Source organism: Crocosphaera chwakensis CCY0110, from assembly GCF_000169335.1.
GTDB lineage: Bacteria > Cyanobacteriota > Cyanobacteriia > Cyanobacteriales > Microcystaceae > Crocosphaera > Crocosphaera chwakensis.
In genome coordinates, this window is record NZ_AAXW01000028.1 from 1 (window position 1) to 17,368 (window position 17,368).

7 protein-coding genes and 2 pseudogenes are annotated in these 17,368 nt (G+C 40.3%); 2 read left to right on the plus strand and 7 right to left on the minus strand.

The window, feature by feature from the left end:
* Nucleotides 1-13: 13 nt before the first annotated feature.
* Nucleotides 14-289: a hypothetical protein gene (locus CY0110_RS16535; protein WP_008276639.1), complete on the minus strand. Its 276-nt coding sequence runs from the start codon at nucleotides 287-289 to the stop codon at nucleotides 14-16.
* Between the two features lie 188 nt (nucleotides 290-477).
* Nucleotides 478-756 (minus strand): DUF1830 domain-containing protein, encoded by a 279-nt coding sequence (locus CY0110_RS16540; protein WP_008276640.1) that lies wholly within the window; start codon nucleotides 754-756, stop codon nucleotides 478-480.
* A 526-nt stretch (nucleotides 757-1,282) separates the two neighbouring features.
* Here CY0110_RS16540 and CY0110_RS16545 point away from each other — a divergent pair.
* Nucleotides 1,283-1,615 (plus strand): hypothetical protein, encoded by a 333-nt coding sequence (locus CY0110_RS16545; RefSeq protein WP_008276641.1) that lies wholly within the window; start codon nucleotides 1,283-1,285, stop codon nucleotides 1,613-1,615.
* A 20-nt stretch (nucleotides 1,616-1,635) separates the two neighbouring features.
* Here the strand turns inward: CY0110_RS16545 and CY0110_RS16550 are convergent, their stop codons facing one another.
* The 4 genes and pseudogenes from CY0110_RS16550 to CY0110_RS30970 form a co-directional block, all read right to left on the minus strand.
* Nucleotides 1,636-2,058 (minus strand): hypothetical protein, encoded by a 423-nt coding sequence (locus tag CY0110_RS16550; RefSeq protein WP_008276642.1) that lies wholly within the window; start codon nucleotides 2,056-2,058, stop codon nucleotides 1,636-1,638.
* Between the two features lie 178 nt (nucleotides 2,059-2,236).
* On the minus strand, nucleotides 2,237-4,873 hold the full coding sequence (locus CY0110_RS16555) for a M10 family metallopeptidase C-terminal domain-containing protein (protein ID WP_008276643.1): 2,637 nt from the start codon (nucleotides 4,871-4,873) through the stop codon (nucleotides 2,237-2,239).
* Nucleotides 4,874-5,000: 127 nt separating this feature from the next.
* A pseudogene (locus tag CY0110_RS29985) lies at nucleotides 5,001-5,516 on the minus strand (M10 family metallopeptidase C-terminal domain-containing protein); the annotation flags it as partial.
* Between the two features lie 525 nt (nucleotides 5,517-6,041).
* Nucleotides 6,042-9,983: pseudogene (locus CY0110_RS30970) on the minus strand (alkaline phosphatase); the annotation flags it as partial.
* Nucleotides 9,984-10,611: 628 nt separating this feature from the next.
* Between CY0110_RS30970 and CY0110_RS16565 the strand changes: the two are divergent.
* Nucleotides 10,612-16,812: a phytase gene (locus CY0110_RS16565; RefSeq protein WP_008276646.1), complete on the plus strand. Its 6,201-nt coding sequence runs from the start codon at nucleotides 10,612-10,614 to the stop codon at nucleotides 16,810-16,812.
* Between the two features lie 96 nt (nucleotides 16,813-16,908).
* Here CY0110_RS16565 and CY0110_RS16570 read toward each other — a convergent pair whose 3' ends face one another.
* Nucleotides 16,909-17,340, minus strand: a complete 432-nt coding sequence (locus tag CY0110_RS16570) for a nucleoside deaminase (protein ID WP_008276648.1) — start codon at nucleotides 17,338-17,340, stop codon at nucleotides 16,909-16,911.
* Nucleotides 17,341-17,368 lie beyond the last annotated feature (28 nt).

Consider the following 17,368-nt stretch of genomic DNA (forward strand, 5'->3'; position numbering starts at 1 on the left):
CGATCACTGCTTTTCAACCCAAATCAGGTTTGAGATAATCTCCGAAATTTTTATTGAAATCTCCGTTAAGATTTTTAGGGTTATGGTTAAATATTTCAGCTAAATCTTCTGCTGAAAAAAGGCCTGTTGCGGATAGGTAAAAAATCGCCTTATATTTCTCAGATAAAGAACGTTGTAAAATCTTCTCAATATCTTGTAATAAAGCTTCAATCTTATCCACATCTAAGCCATTATGATCTGCCATGTCTTTAGCTTGTTCAAGATTTGGACCAATGTCGAAAGTGGACATGAAAGACCTCCAGATATTACTTGAATCAGTACATTAAATCTAAAAAAAGTAGTCATTTTGGTATTTTCCAATACAATTTACAGAATTTCCTCTTGCCATGACACTAATAAGATTAATGCCACTCTTAAGAAAATAGGAGAAGTTCTTTCAAAAGACCACCAACATTTGTTGTATTGACTTTAAACAATCTAAACAACGACTAATTCAGGATTCTCTTTTGACGAGGCAACCCCATCTACTAAGATAAGTTGTTTAACAGGGATTCGATCAGACAAAATCATGCTAGTAAATTCATAACTATAAATCTCTAGATAAGCGTCTTCATGAGCGTAAAAGATGCAATTATCTCTTGGATAAACGACTTTTTCTCGCCATTGTCCTCTATCAATTTTTAGGATAACCATTCTGTCCGTATCGTTAACATAAATACTTTTAATTTTTTTTTCATTTACAATTGTCTGACACATATCCTTACCTTCAGTAAAGCATTGAAGTTATCATAAGGGATTTTTTGAAGATTGAAAACCAACAATTATTACTCTTTTATACCAACAATTGTTGCAATTATTTGATTACAAATTCTATCATCTTCCTGTGCGTCTTTTAGTCTTAACAGGCGATAGTCTTGTCCATGATTATCATCATAAACGACCGAGCAGTGATCACGTCAATGCTTATTTATATTGACAGAGAAAGAGAAGTAGAAGCAGGTATTTCTTACTCGGAAAACTGGGGATTATTGGAAGCGATTGATAAGACGTTCGAGTCCTTCAGTTCCGTCAAATAACACAAATGCCGATGAATATTTTAAGGGAGAAAGATGAAGATGATTTTTCTCCTTTTCTCTATTTTTGCGAAAAAAGATCTGATAATTTACATAATTTATCAAACTGATTGACAAAACTTTTAAAAATCAGTTAGACTAACAATTGTTGGTTGATTAAAATTAACTTGGCTAACACTACCTTTTTTCCCACTGTCAACATAGATTCAATGAATTTGCAAAAACTTCTAAAATTAGATAGATTCCAACAGAACAAATCGGAAAAAGCCTACAAAGAGAGTGTAGTCGAAACAGTTGAGGCTTTAGTCCGTGTTGGTATTACACCCGATGATTCTTGCAGTCTCAGTGAGTCTGTCGAAAGGGTTTTGAGTGAATTAACAGACAAAGAGACAGAATTGTACGGACAAATACCCACCAAAGAGGAAATTGAAGCAGAAATTAAGAAAACGGACAAAGAAATTGAGGGACTAGAGCAAGAAAAGTCTGAGATAGAGAGAAAAATAGCAATGATACGCTCCAAACGTAACCTAGAGTCAAAATAAGAAAGTTCTAGGTAGGGTTTTTATTGTTCATCCTCTTGTTTATCTTCCATGATATCATTGCAGTAATTGTCAGAAAGTCTCCGCATAATACCAATAGCAGAAAAGGAAGCAGTTAAAATAGGTAAATTAAGCCCAAAGAAGACAGTTGCGGCTAAACTAGCAAGATTGAGAAGATCAATGCTCGAACTAACAGTTCTGGTTAGCCATTGACGATATAAAAGGCAGAATCTCTCTCTAAAATTCAGGGAATTTATCTGTTGATCCGCTTGTCTAGCCACATCTCTCAATTTGTCCATGAAATTACGAACTTTAAGCTGATTATCTAGCTGTTGGCGATTTTCTTGAAGTTCAGATAGTCGGCTATCAATCTCTCTCAGATGTGCTTCAAGACGCTCTAAATTTTCTAGATCATCATCATTAGGATTGTTAAAGTCGTTATTCATAAAGAAATGTTACTAGAAGCCTAATCATTGGAACATTCTATCATAGAATTGAGTTTAATTTTCCTTTTTTATGCCTTGTTACAACAATTATTGGTTATTTTTTCTCAATACAAAAACGACAAGAAAGGTGAGTAATCATTAAAACATATCAATGATTTACCCACCCTACTAATAACAATTATGCAAAGACAAAATCAGATGCACTCAATTCACTAGATTGAATGCTTCGTAAGATGGCTAAATCTTTTCCGAGAGCATTAATGGTGGTATCTGCACCATTTTGAGTTAACATCAAATCGTCAAAGCTAAGATCCGTTGCACCAAAACCGATTACATCTTCACCAATGGTAAAGTCAGTGATGGTATTAGCTTCAGTAGGTAAGGTTTCGTCATCAGTAGTGAGCCAGAATTGATCCATTCCAGAACCACCCGTGACGGTATTGTTACCCTCACCGTAACCGAGGAATAACATATCATCCCCAGAACCAGCCATAATACGGTTATTGCTGCCAGCAAAAAGGATGTCGTCACCACTACCCAAGTCAATGCGACTGCGAGAACCACCAGGAGCAAAACTGACATCTACATAGTCATCCCCAGAACCAGCAAAGAGCATCTGATTATCTCCTTCAAATCGCTGGTCATCAGGTACTTCTGTGTCAAAATAATCATCCCCAGAAGTTCCAAAAACAGTCGTTGGAAGAGGTTCGGGTTCAGGTTCAGAAGTTTGATTGAGATCGATGTTGAACTGGAATATCTGACCCCCTTGGTCTGCATTACGCTCAGCAATAATGCCACCAGACTCACCACTATGCTGCACCACACCGATAAAAGTCTGTTCAGCTAAGGTCTTGCTACCGATAATTTCTTGTGCGCCGGTTCCTGCAATCTCTTCTTGGGTGTAGAAACTGCCGTCTTCCTTTTTCGCCACAAGATGAGTCACGTTCCAACTGCCTGAAAACTCAGAACTTCCTCGATTTCTGAATGTATCAGGAATGGCTGAAACTTCTGCGATCGCACGGGGGTTAAGGGAACCACCCGCTTGCGCCAAAAAGTAGCCTTTACCGTCTTCTTCTAGTTGTAACGTTTCAGAATCAACAGGCAGAACGTACTTACGCTCGCCGTAATCGTTCCCTGAATCTTCATCCACGATCAAGAAATCACCGTCAGAAGCCTTAACCCACTGTAAACCGTCAGGTTGGTGCATCCGAGCCTCTTCAATTTCTAAATGGGTTGCATGAGTCTGCGTGCCATCAGGATTATTCGGGCCAATGCTACCTTGTCCCTTGCCACCCGTTTCCAAGGTTAATGCACCATCTACACCTGCCAAAATACGGGTTACGTCTGCTGATAAATAGTCAGGTAAACCATTGCCATCAGCATCATTGTTCTCAAGCTCATTGACAATATCGGTGAACTCGATACCCAACTGCGCGCTAGGTACAGTCAGGTTCTGGACATAGCGATGCTTGGTAATATCTGGGTCAACTGCTGGATGTTCGGTCTTGCTATCCCCATTGAAATAGGTGTAACCGTCTGGTTGCTCATTTGCCTCAACCGTGCCATCTTCTAATGTGTCGCCATCTTGCTCCCACAGGAATACTTCAGTATCGGCTGCGGCCTCTGGAGTGTCGAAACCATCCCAACGGTAGCTGGTAGGGACGTACCGCGCACTGAAGGTATCAGGAGCGTCAGCGTCAGTAGCGTAGGCATCCATCATGAACTCGTCAGCATCTACGTTCTCGATACCTATATCAGCGTAGGTCGCATCATCAAGAGCCATCCCGTACAACTGACCGTATAGCAAACCATTACGACCTAAGAATGAATCCCGTTCACTGGCATCTTCGGTTAAGGCATTGCCATCTTCGTCTACACCCTTTTTCCCGATGTAAATAGTCAGAGGTGCTGGCTCGATCTCTAAGTTGTAACCTGCCATAACCAGAACAACATAGTCTTCATGACCGGAGTTCATGGGCATGATTTTTTCATAACCAGATTGACCCAATACAGGTACGGTGTAAGCCGTCTCGTTTTCAATATCGACCACCATGGAAGCCAAACCCATAGTAGTGGTGAAGAAATCTTCTCCGGGAGAAAGACGTGCGTTCTCTTCAGTGATACCGGCCGCAGCAGCAGCCTCCTCAAACATATCGCCGATGTTCCATTCCTCACCCATCAGCCATACGTCATCTTCAAAGCCGATGCCGTCGCCATACTTATTAGCTTGCTCGTAATAGGCTCCGCAGAAAGAGTGGAAGAACCAGTCTGCTAAGGTTAGTTGCTGATCTGCGTCAAACTCAACCAGTGTCCCGTCTGCTAAGGTTTGATTACCCCACTTAGCACTTAAATCATTGGGGTCATCGTTTTTGCCGTCGACGATCTCACCAAATACGTTATAAACGGTGTTGAACAAATGTCCTGCACCCTCGAACATTTCGCTGGCAGCACTGTCATTGTTGAGAAAATCTGCAAAGGCTTCACGATTATAGTCGATGGTGTGAACATGGGAGCCGGTAAAGGTCGTCCCACTTTCCATTTCCCAGGGATAGGTTTCACTGGATAAAGTTGCATAGGACTCGGACTGGTATGCCACCCTTACGGTATCTTCATCTAGTAGCCAAGCTGCTTGACCGTCAGGATAGCCAGTTAATACATGGCCGTTGTTTGGGTCAATCTCCCCCACTGTAGCTAGGGCTTTAAAATGACCATAAGGAAAGTCGGTATCACCGCTTCCTCCGTCTTGCAAATGTTCAGGCTCGTAAGAACTACCAGCCTGAGGAATAAGTGCTGTGGTTTCTCCAATATTTGGCATAGTTAGGGATTTCCTTTATTTATTGATGGATCAGATGACTTGCGGTCAGAGATTACTCCGTCTTTACAGAGCGGAGTAGTCTCCGAGTAAGCAAGGGGTAGGTCTTACCTACCCCAAGGAAAATTAATTAAGCAAAAACAAAATCTGCTGCACTCAAATCGCTAGACTCAATTTGCCGTAGGATCGCTAAATCTTGTCCTAAAGCATTGAGGGTGGTATCTGCACCGTTTTGAGTTAACATCAAGTCGTCAAAGCTGAGATCCGTTGCGCCAAAACCAATCACATCCTTACCGATAGTAAAGTCAGTGATGGTATTAGGGTTGGCGGGTAACGCTTCTGCATCAGTCACCAGCCAGAATTGATCCATACCTGAACCACCAGTGACGATGTTATTACCTTCACCAGAATCGAGGAATAACATATCATCTCCTGATCCAGCTAAGATGCGGTTATTGCTGCCGGCAAAAATGATGTCATCACCGCTACCTAAGTCAATACGACTGCGGGAACCACCAGGAGCAAGACTAACATCCACAAAGTCATCCCCAGAACCAGCAAAAAGGATCTGATTATCGCCCATGAATTCTGCATCACCTGGATTTTCTGTATCGAAGAAATCACCATCAGACGACCCCCGTACCATCATAGGAACTGCTGGTGCAGCCATAGAAGTGTCTTCAATAGTGACGGTTACACTACTATCATCAGTTGGTGCATAACCAATTTCATCGATTAAGGTGTAAGTGGTGGTTTCATCCCCTTCTGTTACCTCATCTGCAACAGTGGTTAAGGTGATGGTTGCAGAGGTTGCTCCTTCATCGATAGTGATGGCAGAACGAGCTAATTCGCCATCTTCTGGGGTTAATTGTTCTAGGTTGCTGGCGTTGGTTAAGGTGGGAGGAAATTCGATGTCTCCGAAAGCATTATCGGAGTCTACTTCAGACCAAACCACCCGTAAACCCCCTTCAGGTGCTGCTTCATCCAGGGTAAAGGTGAGGGTATAGGTTTCCCCATCTTCAGAAACAGTGGTTTTATCCACGCTTAAACCCACTTCAGAAATCACTCCCACACGAGGATCAACATCTAAGGGTTCGTCTAACTGAATCTGGATGATTTCGTTATTGTCAATATCAGGGCCACGACCAATGGAGAAGGGATAGTTATTATCATTAGCCACTAACAGGGTTTGCTCATCTAAAACGAGAACATCCTCGATAGTAACGAAGGGGAAACTAAAGAAGGTTTCACCATCATTATTGAGGTCGTCGGGATCGGCAATATTTAAGAGATCCACTAATTCGGTCTTCTCAACAAAGCCGTTTTCATCCACTTGGGAAAGATCCACCTTAAACAGTTTCTTGAAGGCCGCTTCTTCTCCCTGGTTGCCATCCCGTTCAATGACAATAAACTCGTTATCGTTAATGGGAGTCATATCACCGATCGCATGGCTACCATCTGCTAATTCGTAGTAACCAGCTAACTCGTCGGCGAAGCTTTCGGATGCGACATCAAACTCATAGATCCGTAAAGCGTTTTCAGGATCACCCATAACACGCCCTTCTAACATGGGATAGAGGGTCATTAAATCAGGACTATACCCTAACCCTTCATAACCACGAGAACGGCTTAAATTGACAAATTCAGCGTTTTCTGGATTATCAGGGGAACTAACAAACTCAGCCGTGATTTTATCTAATACCAAACGAGCAGTATCGGGGTTATCAGAGAATAAACCATCCACACCCAACGAGTAGAATTGATCGTATTCTGCTTCTGGGTTGCCGTTGTAGTCATCAGCCAAAAAGACATCTTCATCTCGGAAGGTGTAAGGATGAACCTGTAATCCTGCTTCGTGAGCGTCTTCGACTAAGGTAGTGGGTTCGAGTAACTCATTATCGCTGGTGCCAACAATACGACGTTTAGACGGGCCAATACCATCGGCGTAAGTAGCAATTTCTGCTAACCCGTCGGGGGTAATTAAATCGCTATAGGTGCGACCATCACCACTGGCCTCTAAATCATAAGGCGCACCACCGCCACCAATTAACTGAACCAAAGGAATATCAACCCCGGCCTCTGGCATAATATTTTCTGAGAGATCCTTAAGGTTGCTAACTTCAAAGGATTGGATAAAGATGCGATCGGGATCGGTAAATCCTTTTTCGACTAAGGTATCAATCAAGATTTGTGAGGTATTGATATTGATGGGAGATCCGTCAATAAAGCTTCCCTCTTCAGCAAAATAGGTGGGGTGTTTGGTTTCAGGGTAGATACCAATTTGTTCCCCGGTGGTTGCTTCAATTTCGTTAACGAGATCGATGATTTCTTCGAGGGTGGGAATTTCAAAGAAGAAGTCATAATCAGTGTTATCAGGACGAATCTCAGGAATCCGTTCTAAAGCTCGTAATTGCTTGATTTCGGCTAAAGTAAAGTCTTCAGAAAACCAGCCCGTATAACTCCTTCCATCGACCACTTTGGTGGTTAGGAGATCGCTAAATTGAGGCAATAAGTGAACGTTGGTGGTGGCTTCAGCAATGACATAATCCCCATTTTCATCCATCATGGGATTGCCATTTTCGTCAGTTTCTACAATGGCTAAAGCGTTCTCATGACGGGCAATAAGTACCCCATCTTTGGTGGGAACTAGATCAGGTTCAATGAAATCAGCACCAAATCGAATGCCCAAATTGTAGGAACCGACTAAATCAGAACTGAGGAATCCGGCCGTATGTTCAGGGCGATCGCCACTAGCCCCACGATGAGCAATTACCAGAGGATCTTCCCCATCTAAGGTATTGAAGTCGTAAATATTAGGAGTGGCAAAGGGTGCATCAATGAGTTCCCCATCGGCATTAAAGTGCAGTAAATAAGGGCCAAATTCTTCCCCGATCCAGATACTACCATCTTCAGCAATAACAATGGATTCAATATCGAAATCTGCCCCGGTTAACAGTCTTTCTGTCGTACCTTCTTGAACGATATCAAAGGGAATTAAATCGTTAGGATCAGAGAGTTGAATGAAGTCTAAAACTTCTGCTTCTCCTGTTCCCCCATCTTCAGTTTGGAAGTTAGGATCAACTTTAAAGATTCTCAGGAGATAATCATCACTATTGGCTTTCGATCCGTAACCGTTATCTGATAAGAACCAATAGTTACCATCTTCAGCAAACTGTACGCCACTAAATCCTTGTACGGGTTGTTCATCAAAGGGAACATCACGGTTATCTGAACTAATGGAATTTCCAGAACCGCCAGGGAGTCCAGGTTCAAAGGTATCGGCCGGTAAAGAAGAAAAACCCACCAGGGTAGCGGTGGGTAACTCTTCAGAAAGGGCGTTTAATTGGGTGAGTCCTAAGTGAACTTGGTCGATGTAGGTTCCCACACCTTCGACTTCGGTGCCGTAAGCTTCGTAACCGTCGCCAAGAAATCCTTGCAGAAACGCTTCGTCTTCGCTAGGTCCTTGGAAGTAAACGGGAACAGGACGACTGGTATGAGTTCCCCATCCATATTTGACATCGGGATCTGATCCCCAGAAATGACCAGACTCGTTGGGATCATCGTTCATGGTTAACTCAAGACCCCCTTCCCCTAAAAGTAAGGCTTCGGCTACCACTTCGGGGAAGTTATCGTTTAAGGTCAAATAGTGATCGTGGTCAGCAGTGACAATCAGTAGGTTTTCTTCATAGCCACCATTTTCTGCGATCCACTCTTGAACGCTTCTTACAGAGTCATCAAAGTCCTTGAGCGTCCCTAACATGGCATCCATGTCATTATCGTGGGCAGACCAGTCAATGTCTCCGCTTTCCACCATCATCCAGAAACCCTCGTTATCGTCTTCGAGAACGTCTAAGGTTGCTTCAGTTAATTCTTGGAGGGTAGGGTTTTCATCCACTTCACGGGCGATGAATTCTTCGTCAGTTTCCCCTTCTTCTAGGGGGCGTTCTGTACGAGGTCGGCCTTCATCCCGTACTGTTCCTGCTTCACTGTAGTCACTATCGGCACCGCGCCAGGGTAAGTTACCCCCTTGGCCACGGGCCCCATAAATACCAAATAACCGTTCTCCGGCATCGGGATCAATTTCGGATGCTGTTTCGGCTAATGTCTCGGATGCACCGGGCGCCCGTTCGACAAATTCGTAGTCATATTCCCCATTACGAAGCTTTTCGAGTTCTTCGTAGGTAACATAACGCTCATCTCCACGGCCGTCGGGATGTCCACCCCCTAAGACGACGGTAGGTTTGACTTCATCTACTATCTGTCTGAAGATGTTATCGGTATCTTCAATAGGATGACCAAATTCATCTAGTTCGTCTGTAACACTCTCGTCTGTGGTTTTATTCCGTTGGTTGACGTGGGCAATGGCAGCAGCCGGAGTGGCATGGTTAAAGGGAACGGAACTGACAACCCCGACGGATTTACCAGTGGATAACGCTCGTTCTGCAGTGGTTTCGACGGTTTCTTCAAAGATGTCAACGGCGATCGCACCGACATAGGTTTTAACCCCTGTGTATAATCCTGTTGCGGTTCCTGCTGAGTCGGGATAGAGGTTCTTGATATACTCTTTGTCGAACCCTTCATCGGGGTTATCACGGTTTTCGTAATAGTCGGAGTCCCAAGGACTTTCCCCTCCTTTTTCTAGGTTGAAAATAGGAACGTTACCGCCTCGGATATTGCCATCTTCATCAAGGATGGCATCTTCATCAAACCCTTGATCCCGTAGTTCTTCAAAGAAACCTTCCACTAAGGCTGGATCGGGATTGAATTCAAATCCCTCTCTAATAGGTGCTTGACCGGTGTTATGGTCAAACGGATCACCTTGTAGGGCCGAGTTACCTTTATCACCGTCAATGTAGGTATTTCCCGTGGTAGAAATGACATACCCTTCTAAGGTGTGGTAGCTTGTACCAAATCCTGCCCCTTCAGTGTAATAATCAGCATCTTGCAGGGTATCTCCTGCGAATAACTGATCAAAAATTTCTTGGTTGGTTGCCGAAGGGTTTTCTGCTTTGTACTGTTCGATCTGTTCTTCAATAATTAACTGAATTGCACTGGCACGGGTCATTTCCCAACCCATACCATCACCGATCATAATAATGACATTCTTTGCCATGTCTAATCGCCTTCCTCTATACTTTGTTCCTTGTGAATCGGGCAGCAACTTTTCGGGATGATTAAACTGAACAGAAGCAATATGTAAGCTCCTGTTACAATAAAAATAAATAACAAGTTAAGGGGGAAATTATTGTCATGAAAAGACAAGATTATTCCCTCAACGCAGGGAAATTTAATTTTTCCTGCGTTTCCTGAAAAAGCACATTAGATTAGCTAACCCACATATAAAAATATATTGATTAGTTAATTTTTGTCAAATGATTTTACGTATTTTTAATGATTTATTTTAACTTAAATTATGCTTATATTATTCTTAACCTTTTAATAATTACTAAATAGTATTTCAACTAAATTTTTTTATCATTGCATTTATAAGAATTTTTGTCAATTAAATTAATACTTAACTTAATTTTAACCCTAATATTATTTTTTTTTAATCAAAAGATGCGAGCCTGTTAGTTGTGATTGATAAATAACAAAGTATGTTAAAGCTATTGAGTATTTTTTCCATAATTTAATAGTTTTTTCATAGTTAACTGAAGCTATTGATTCAAAATAGCTTGTTTCATAATGAAGATTTCTAGCTTTGTCTATTCTTATTTCCCTAACATCTAACAGTTAAAGTTATGATTCGCTTTGCTACTTTTAATGCTTCTTTAAACCGTAATTCAGAAGGTGAGTTAATTGCGGATTTATTGACCCCTAATAATGAACAAGGTCAAACCGTTGCTGAGATTATTCAACGAGTTAATCCTGATGTTATTTTAATTAATGAATTTGACTTTGATAGTGTTGGTGGTGCTGCTCAACTTTTTAACAATAACTATTTAAACGTTAGTCAAAAGGGGGTAAATCCGATTGATTACCCTTATTTTTATGTTGCTCCTTCTAACACAGGAATTGCATCAGAATTTGATTTAGATAACAATGGTGAAGTTATTACTAATCCTGGAGAATTGGGTTATGGTAATGATGCCTTTGGCTTTGGGAATTTTCCTGGTCAATTTGGTATGGCGGTTTATTCAAAATATCCCATTGACTTTAGTAATGTTAGAACATTTCAGACCTTTTTATGGAAGGATATGCCGAATGCTTTGTTACCAGTTGATCCTGTTAGTGGGGAGTCTTATTACTCAGAAGAAGAATTAAATAATTTTCGCTTATCTTCTAAGAGTCATTGGGATTTACCCTTATTAATTAATGGAGAAACAGTCCACTTTTTGGTTAGTCATCCTACTCCTCCAGTATTTGATGGGGAAGAAGATAGAAATGGTAGAAGAAATCACGACGAAATTCGTTTTTGGGCTGATTATATCACACCAGGAGAGGGTAGTTATATTTATGATGATCTAGGGAATTTTGGGGGTTTAAAAGTAGGGGAAAAATTTGTTATTGCGGGAGATCAAAATGCTGATCCCTTTGATGGAGATAGTGTTAACAATGCTATCAATCAATTATTAGATAATCCTTATATTAATACTTCAGTAACTCCAGAAAGTGAGGGAGGTGTAGATGCTTCTAATAGACAGGGAGGTATTAATAATAATCATCAAGGAGATCCTAAGTTTGATACAGCAGACTTTAATGATAATAGTTCAGGGAATTTACGGGTAGATTATGTATTACCTTCTCAGAATTTGGAGATTGCAGAAACTGGTATTTTTTGGCCAACTTCTGATAATGCTTTATTTGATTTAGTAGGAGATTTTCCCTTTCCAAGTTCTGATCATCGTTTAGTTTATGCAGATGTTAATGTGGAAAAAAACATGATTGATTCTACTAGAAAAACAGTTAAAAGTATTAACTTTATTGGTGATATTAATTTTGACACGGGGTTTACTGTTGAAGGGACAGAATTTGGTGGTATATCTGGCTTGACTTACGATAAGTTTAACGGTGTTTACTATGGTTTATCCGATGATCGTAGTCAGTTAAATGATGCACGATTTTACAATCTTAATATAGATTTAAGCGATGGCAGTTTAGACGATGAAGATATTAGTTTTAACAGTGTTACAACTTTATTAAACGAAGATGGTAACCCGTTTATTAATAATGGGATTGATCCTGAAGGTATTGCTGTAACCTCACGGGGTACTTTATTTATTTCTTCTGAAGGCAATGCTAATACCTTACTCGATCCGTTTGTCAATGAGTTTTCTTTATCTGGACAACAATTTAATACGTTACCTGTTCCCGAAAAATTCTTACCAACAGCCGATCAAAGTAGTGGAATTCGCAATAATCAAGCCTTTGAAAGTTTAACCATTACTCCCGATGAACGCTATTTATATACAGCCGTAGAAAATGCGTTATGGCAAGATGGAACGAATTCAACTCTAGAAGATGAAAGTGCAGTAAGAATTTTGCAATATGACTTAGAAACGGGAGAACCTAGGAAAGAATTTCTCTATTTTACTGATACTATTCCGAATGATTCTAATCCGTCTGGGGGATTTGCTGATAATGGGTTAGTAGAGTTACTAGCGATTGATAATACAGGAACTTTTTTGGCGTTAGAAAGATCATACGCTGACGGGGTTGGCAATAATATTCGCCTCTATGAAGTTAACCTACAAGGTGCAACAGATATTAGTCAGTTTGAGAGTTTAGCCATTGATCCTAATAATCCGAATGATGGTCTATTTGATGTGGATGCGGTTGCCCAAAAACGTCTATTAGTTGACTTTAATAACTTAGGTATAACCCTAGATAATAGCGAAGCATTAGCTTTCGGTCCGACTTTACCGAATGGCAATCAATCCTTAATTGTTGTCAGTGATAACAATTTTAATGACAGTCAGTTTACCCAGTTTACAGCGTTTGAATTAGATATTGATTCTATTCCCTTTGTTACCCCAACCTTAGAAACTCCTTCAGAAATTCGTTATGATAATCCCACTGATCCAGATATAGTAGAAGGTTCGGACTCAGATGATCCTGCAATTTATATTCATCCCGATGATGTAGAACAAAGTTTAGTCATTACAGCACTAAAAAATGGTGGTTTAGCTCTTTATAACTTAGACGGAAACGAAATACAAAAAATTACCCCTGATAATATTCGTTATAACAACGTTGATCTGGTTTATGGGTTTAACTTAGATGGAGAAAGTATCGATATTGCAGTTGTTAGCGATCGCCGAAATGATACGTTAGTCATCTTTAAAATTGATCCCACCACACAACAGTTAACAAATATTACATCTTCTAATATTTTAGAAAGCATTTTTGGGGTAGATGATGGAGAAGCAACTGCTTATGGTTTAGCTACGTATACCAGTCCCGTTACTGGACAAGTTTATACCTTTGTTTCTCAAGCAGATGGGGATCAAATTACACAATTAGAATTAATATCTGATGGACAAGGTAACGTAACTGCTGAAATTGTTCGCACTTTATCTGTTCCTATTCCTGATGATAGTGAAGTAGAAGATGCACAAGTCGAAGGAATGGTAGTGGATCGAGAATTAGGATATTTATATGTAGGTCAAGAAGGGTTTGGAATTTGGAAATTTTATGCTGAACCTGATAGCAGTGATACAGGAACAATTGTTGATACGGTAAAAGATATTAATCCTAATAGTAATTTAACCGCAGATGTAGAAGGATTAACCATTTATTACGGAGAAGATGGGAAAGGTTACTTACTTGCATCCAGTCAAGGAGATAGTTCTTTTGCTGTTTACGATCGCCAGGGAAGTAATTCTTATTTAGGTAACTTTGTGGTAGGAGAAAATAATGGGATCGATGGTGTCGAAGAATCTGACGGAGCCGATATTATTAATGTTGCTTTAGGGGATAAGTTTCCCAAAGGACTGTTAGTGGTTCATGATGGATCAAATGAAGATGCAACGGTATTTCAAGATCCAGAAGATGGGGAAATTCAGAATTTTAACACCAATTTTAAATACATTGATTTAGAAGATTTAAACGCAACTTTACCCTTTTTTAAATTAGATACAGAGGGATACGATCCCCGTAACCCTGTCCCCAACTCTCTTATTAATGGTATTGCAAGCGGTGACACCACCCAAAATAGTACCGTGTTATGGGCCAGAAGTACCTTTACAGGAGACGTTACTATTGAATATTCTACTGATGCTAACTTCTCCTCTGTCATCGCAACCGAAACCCTAACTGTTACTGATCCCACCCTTCCCGTTAAGGTGCAAATTGATAACTTAACCCCTAATACCGAATACTACTATCGTGTGACAGATGCAGCAGGAGACACCGCAATAGGAGAGTTTAAAACCTCTGCGGAACTGGGAACCAATGCAGGGTTAAGGTTTGGAGTGAGTGGAGACTGGAGAGGGGAGTTGGCCCCGTATCCTGCGATCGCCAATGCAGTGGATCGGGATCTGGACTTTTTCGTTGAACATGGTGACACTATCTATGCAGACATCGAGTCTGATGCAGTGAAAAACCCCGACGGAACCCGCAAACAACAAGCAGAAACAATACAAGAGTATCGTGCCAAACATAGCGAGGTGTATGACTCCCGTTTAGGGTTCAACTTTTGGGAGGAGTTACGATCCAAAACTTCCATCCTTGCAACCATCGACGATCATGAAGTCATTAACGACTTCGCCGGAGGGGCCAATGCAGATACAGATGATCGCTTCAGCGAAACAGAAGGGTTGATTAACGACACAGAACTGTATGAAAATGGGATGCAAACATTCCAGGAATATAACCCCCTCAGAGACGAATTTTATGGGGATGTGGGGGACGAACGCTTTAACGGAGAACGGAAACTCTACCGCTATAGTAATTATGGGAGTGATGCTGCTGTATTTGTCTTAGATACTCGTTCTTTTCGTGATGAAGGGTTAGATGGGCCAGAAAACTTTTTAGATACAGGTGATCGCTTGGATGTCTTAAATGAATCTTTAACTGAGGATCGAACCTTATTAGGAAGTGTCCAACTTTCCGATCTCAAACAAGACTTATTAGAGGCAGAAAATAACGGTATTACTTGGAAATTTGTCATGGTCCCTGAACCCATACAAAACATCTTTCCAGGGATCAATACCGATGCGTTTGAAGGGTATGGAAAAGAGCGGACAGAAATACTCAAATTTATTAATGAAAATAGTATTGATAATGTGGTTTTTGTAGCTGCGGATGTTCATACTACCTTTGTTAATAATCTTACCTATCAAGAAGAAATAAATGGCGAACAAATTGCCACCAATGCGTTTGAAATAACTACCGGCGCTGTGGCCTTTGATGCACCGACAGGAGAATTTTTAGCAAATATCTTTTTATCGGGTAATTCTGAAGCACAAACTTTATATAATTCCCTACCTATTGCACCAGATACTGATGACATCATTAATGACAAAGATGATTTTGTTAAGAGCTTAGTCAACGAGACTTTATTAACTCCATTGGGATTTGATCCATTAGGTCTGAACAATAATTTAGAGCAAGCTGACGGATTAATTGATGCGACTTTACTACAAGGTGATTATTTTGTCGGTCATACTTATGGTTGGACAGAGTTCGATATTGACCCTGAAACACAGCAATTGAAGGTAATCACCTACGGAATTGAAGCTTATTCTGAAAATGAGTTACTCGCTGATATTGATAATATTATTTCTCGTCAGCCAAAAATTGTTAGTGAATTTGTTGTTAATGCAAAGGTTAATAATGCTTTCCCGAAGACAGTTTACAGCACAGATAACGATGACTTTATTGACTCAGTTGAGCCTGATAATAGTTTCAATTTCAATGGCGATAATCAGATTCTTTTTGCTGGTTTAGGGAATGATTTTATTGACGTTTCTGTTGCACCAGGAAACAACATAATTAATCTAGAAGAAGATGATGATATTGTCTTTGCAGGAGTTAATAATACGTTATATGGAGGAACAGGAAAAGACACCTTTTTTGTGGGAACGGGTGCCGGAAATAATACCATAACAGGAGGGGAAGATGCTGATAATTTTGTTATTGTTACCGATGAAGAAGACTTACCCATTGCACCAAATATTATCACTGACTTTAATCCGTCAGAAGGAGATACAATTAGCCTCTTAAATACCAGTTTTGTTTATGGCGATCGCGGAGCAAATTGGGATACCATTCAAGACAATAATGACACCGTTATCACTGTTTTTGAGCAACCTGTTGCTATTCTCCAAAATACCGATGCAGATAGCTTAAGTTTTAATGATTTCTTCTTCTCTAATACGAGTGATTCTGAACCATCTATTGATGATCCTGTTCCTGATGATAATGATGTAACACCCATTACTGAAGGGGAAAGTGAATCAGATATTGATGATAATTCCAATCCCACAAATTCCGATTCAATGGTAGAAAATAATGACCCCAATACTCTCCCGCAAAGTGAAGACCAAGGGGAATTATTCGACTTAAGAGAATTTAGCGGAATGCAGGTACAAGCAGACTTTTTAGTTAGTCGTAGTGCTAGTTTAAATAACTTCGTTGGCTTTTATGAAATTGACGATCTTACGGGAACAATTGACGGTATAACCCCAGGAGATCAAGGTTATCGAGAGGCTGCTTTATCCCGTCAACTATCGGAAATTGGCTTACAAATTAAGAATAAACAAACAGCTAATTTCACTGAATTATTGACAGGAGGCAGTATTTATGCTCCCTTTATGATTGTTAATGCAAATCCGGAAACCATGACAGATTCATCAAAACTTTACTTTCCATTTTTAGGAGCCAATGATGATAAGAAAGATCGCATTCGTCTCTTAGATCAAAACATCTTTGGTTTTGAAGATCGCAGGGATTTTGATTACAATGATTTGATTATTGAAACAACTTTAACAGTCATTTAAAATAACTTCCTTGATATAAAACAGGAAGGTTTTTAACGATAAGTTTCAATAGCCCGATAAAGCAACTCTTAGGTTAACAGGGTGTTTGGACAGGTTTTACTTAAATAAATCTAGACATTCCTCAGCTAAAATTCCTCCAGTTATTTGAATGTCTTGAAAGCCCTGAGTAACCACATTTTGACAAGTCAAATTAATTTGCTGTGTTCCTAATGAGATCAGTTGTTCAGTCGAAGCCCCAAAAACAATGTGAGAAACTCCAGCCCACACACAAGCAGCAGCGCACATGGGACAAGGTTCACAGGTGGTATAAAGCGTATAGTTTTTGAGTGAATCAAGAGAATAACCAATTTTCTGCGTCATAGCCCGTAAAACATTGATTTCCCCATGAGCAGAAACATCATTATCCCTTTGGGCTGTATTATAGCCTCTCATGATAATTTCATCGTTGTTTACTAATATAGCCCCGTAGGGTAAATCGCCTTTTTTGGCTTCTACTAGAGCCTCACGCATAAATTTTTCGTGATTCATATTGATAATAGCTGCTTTGAAGGATAAA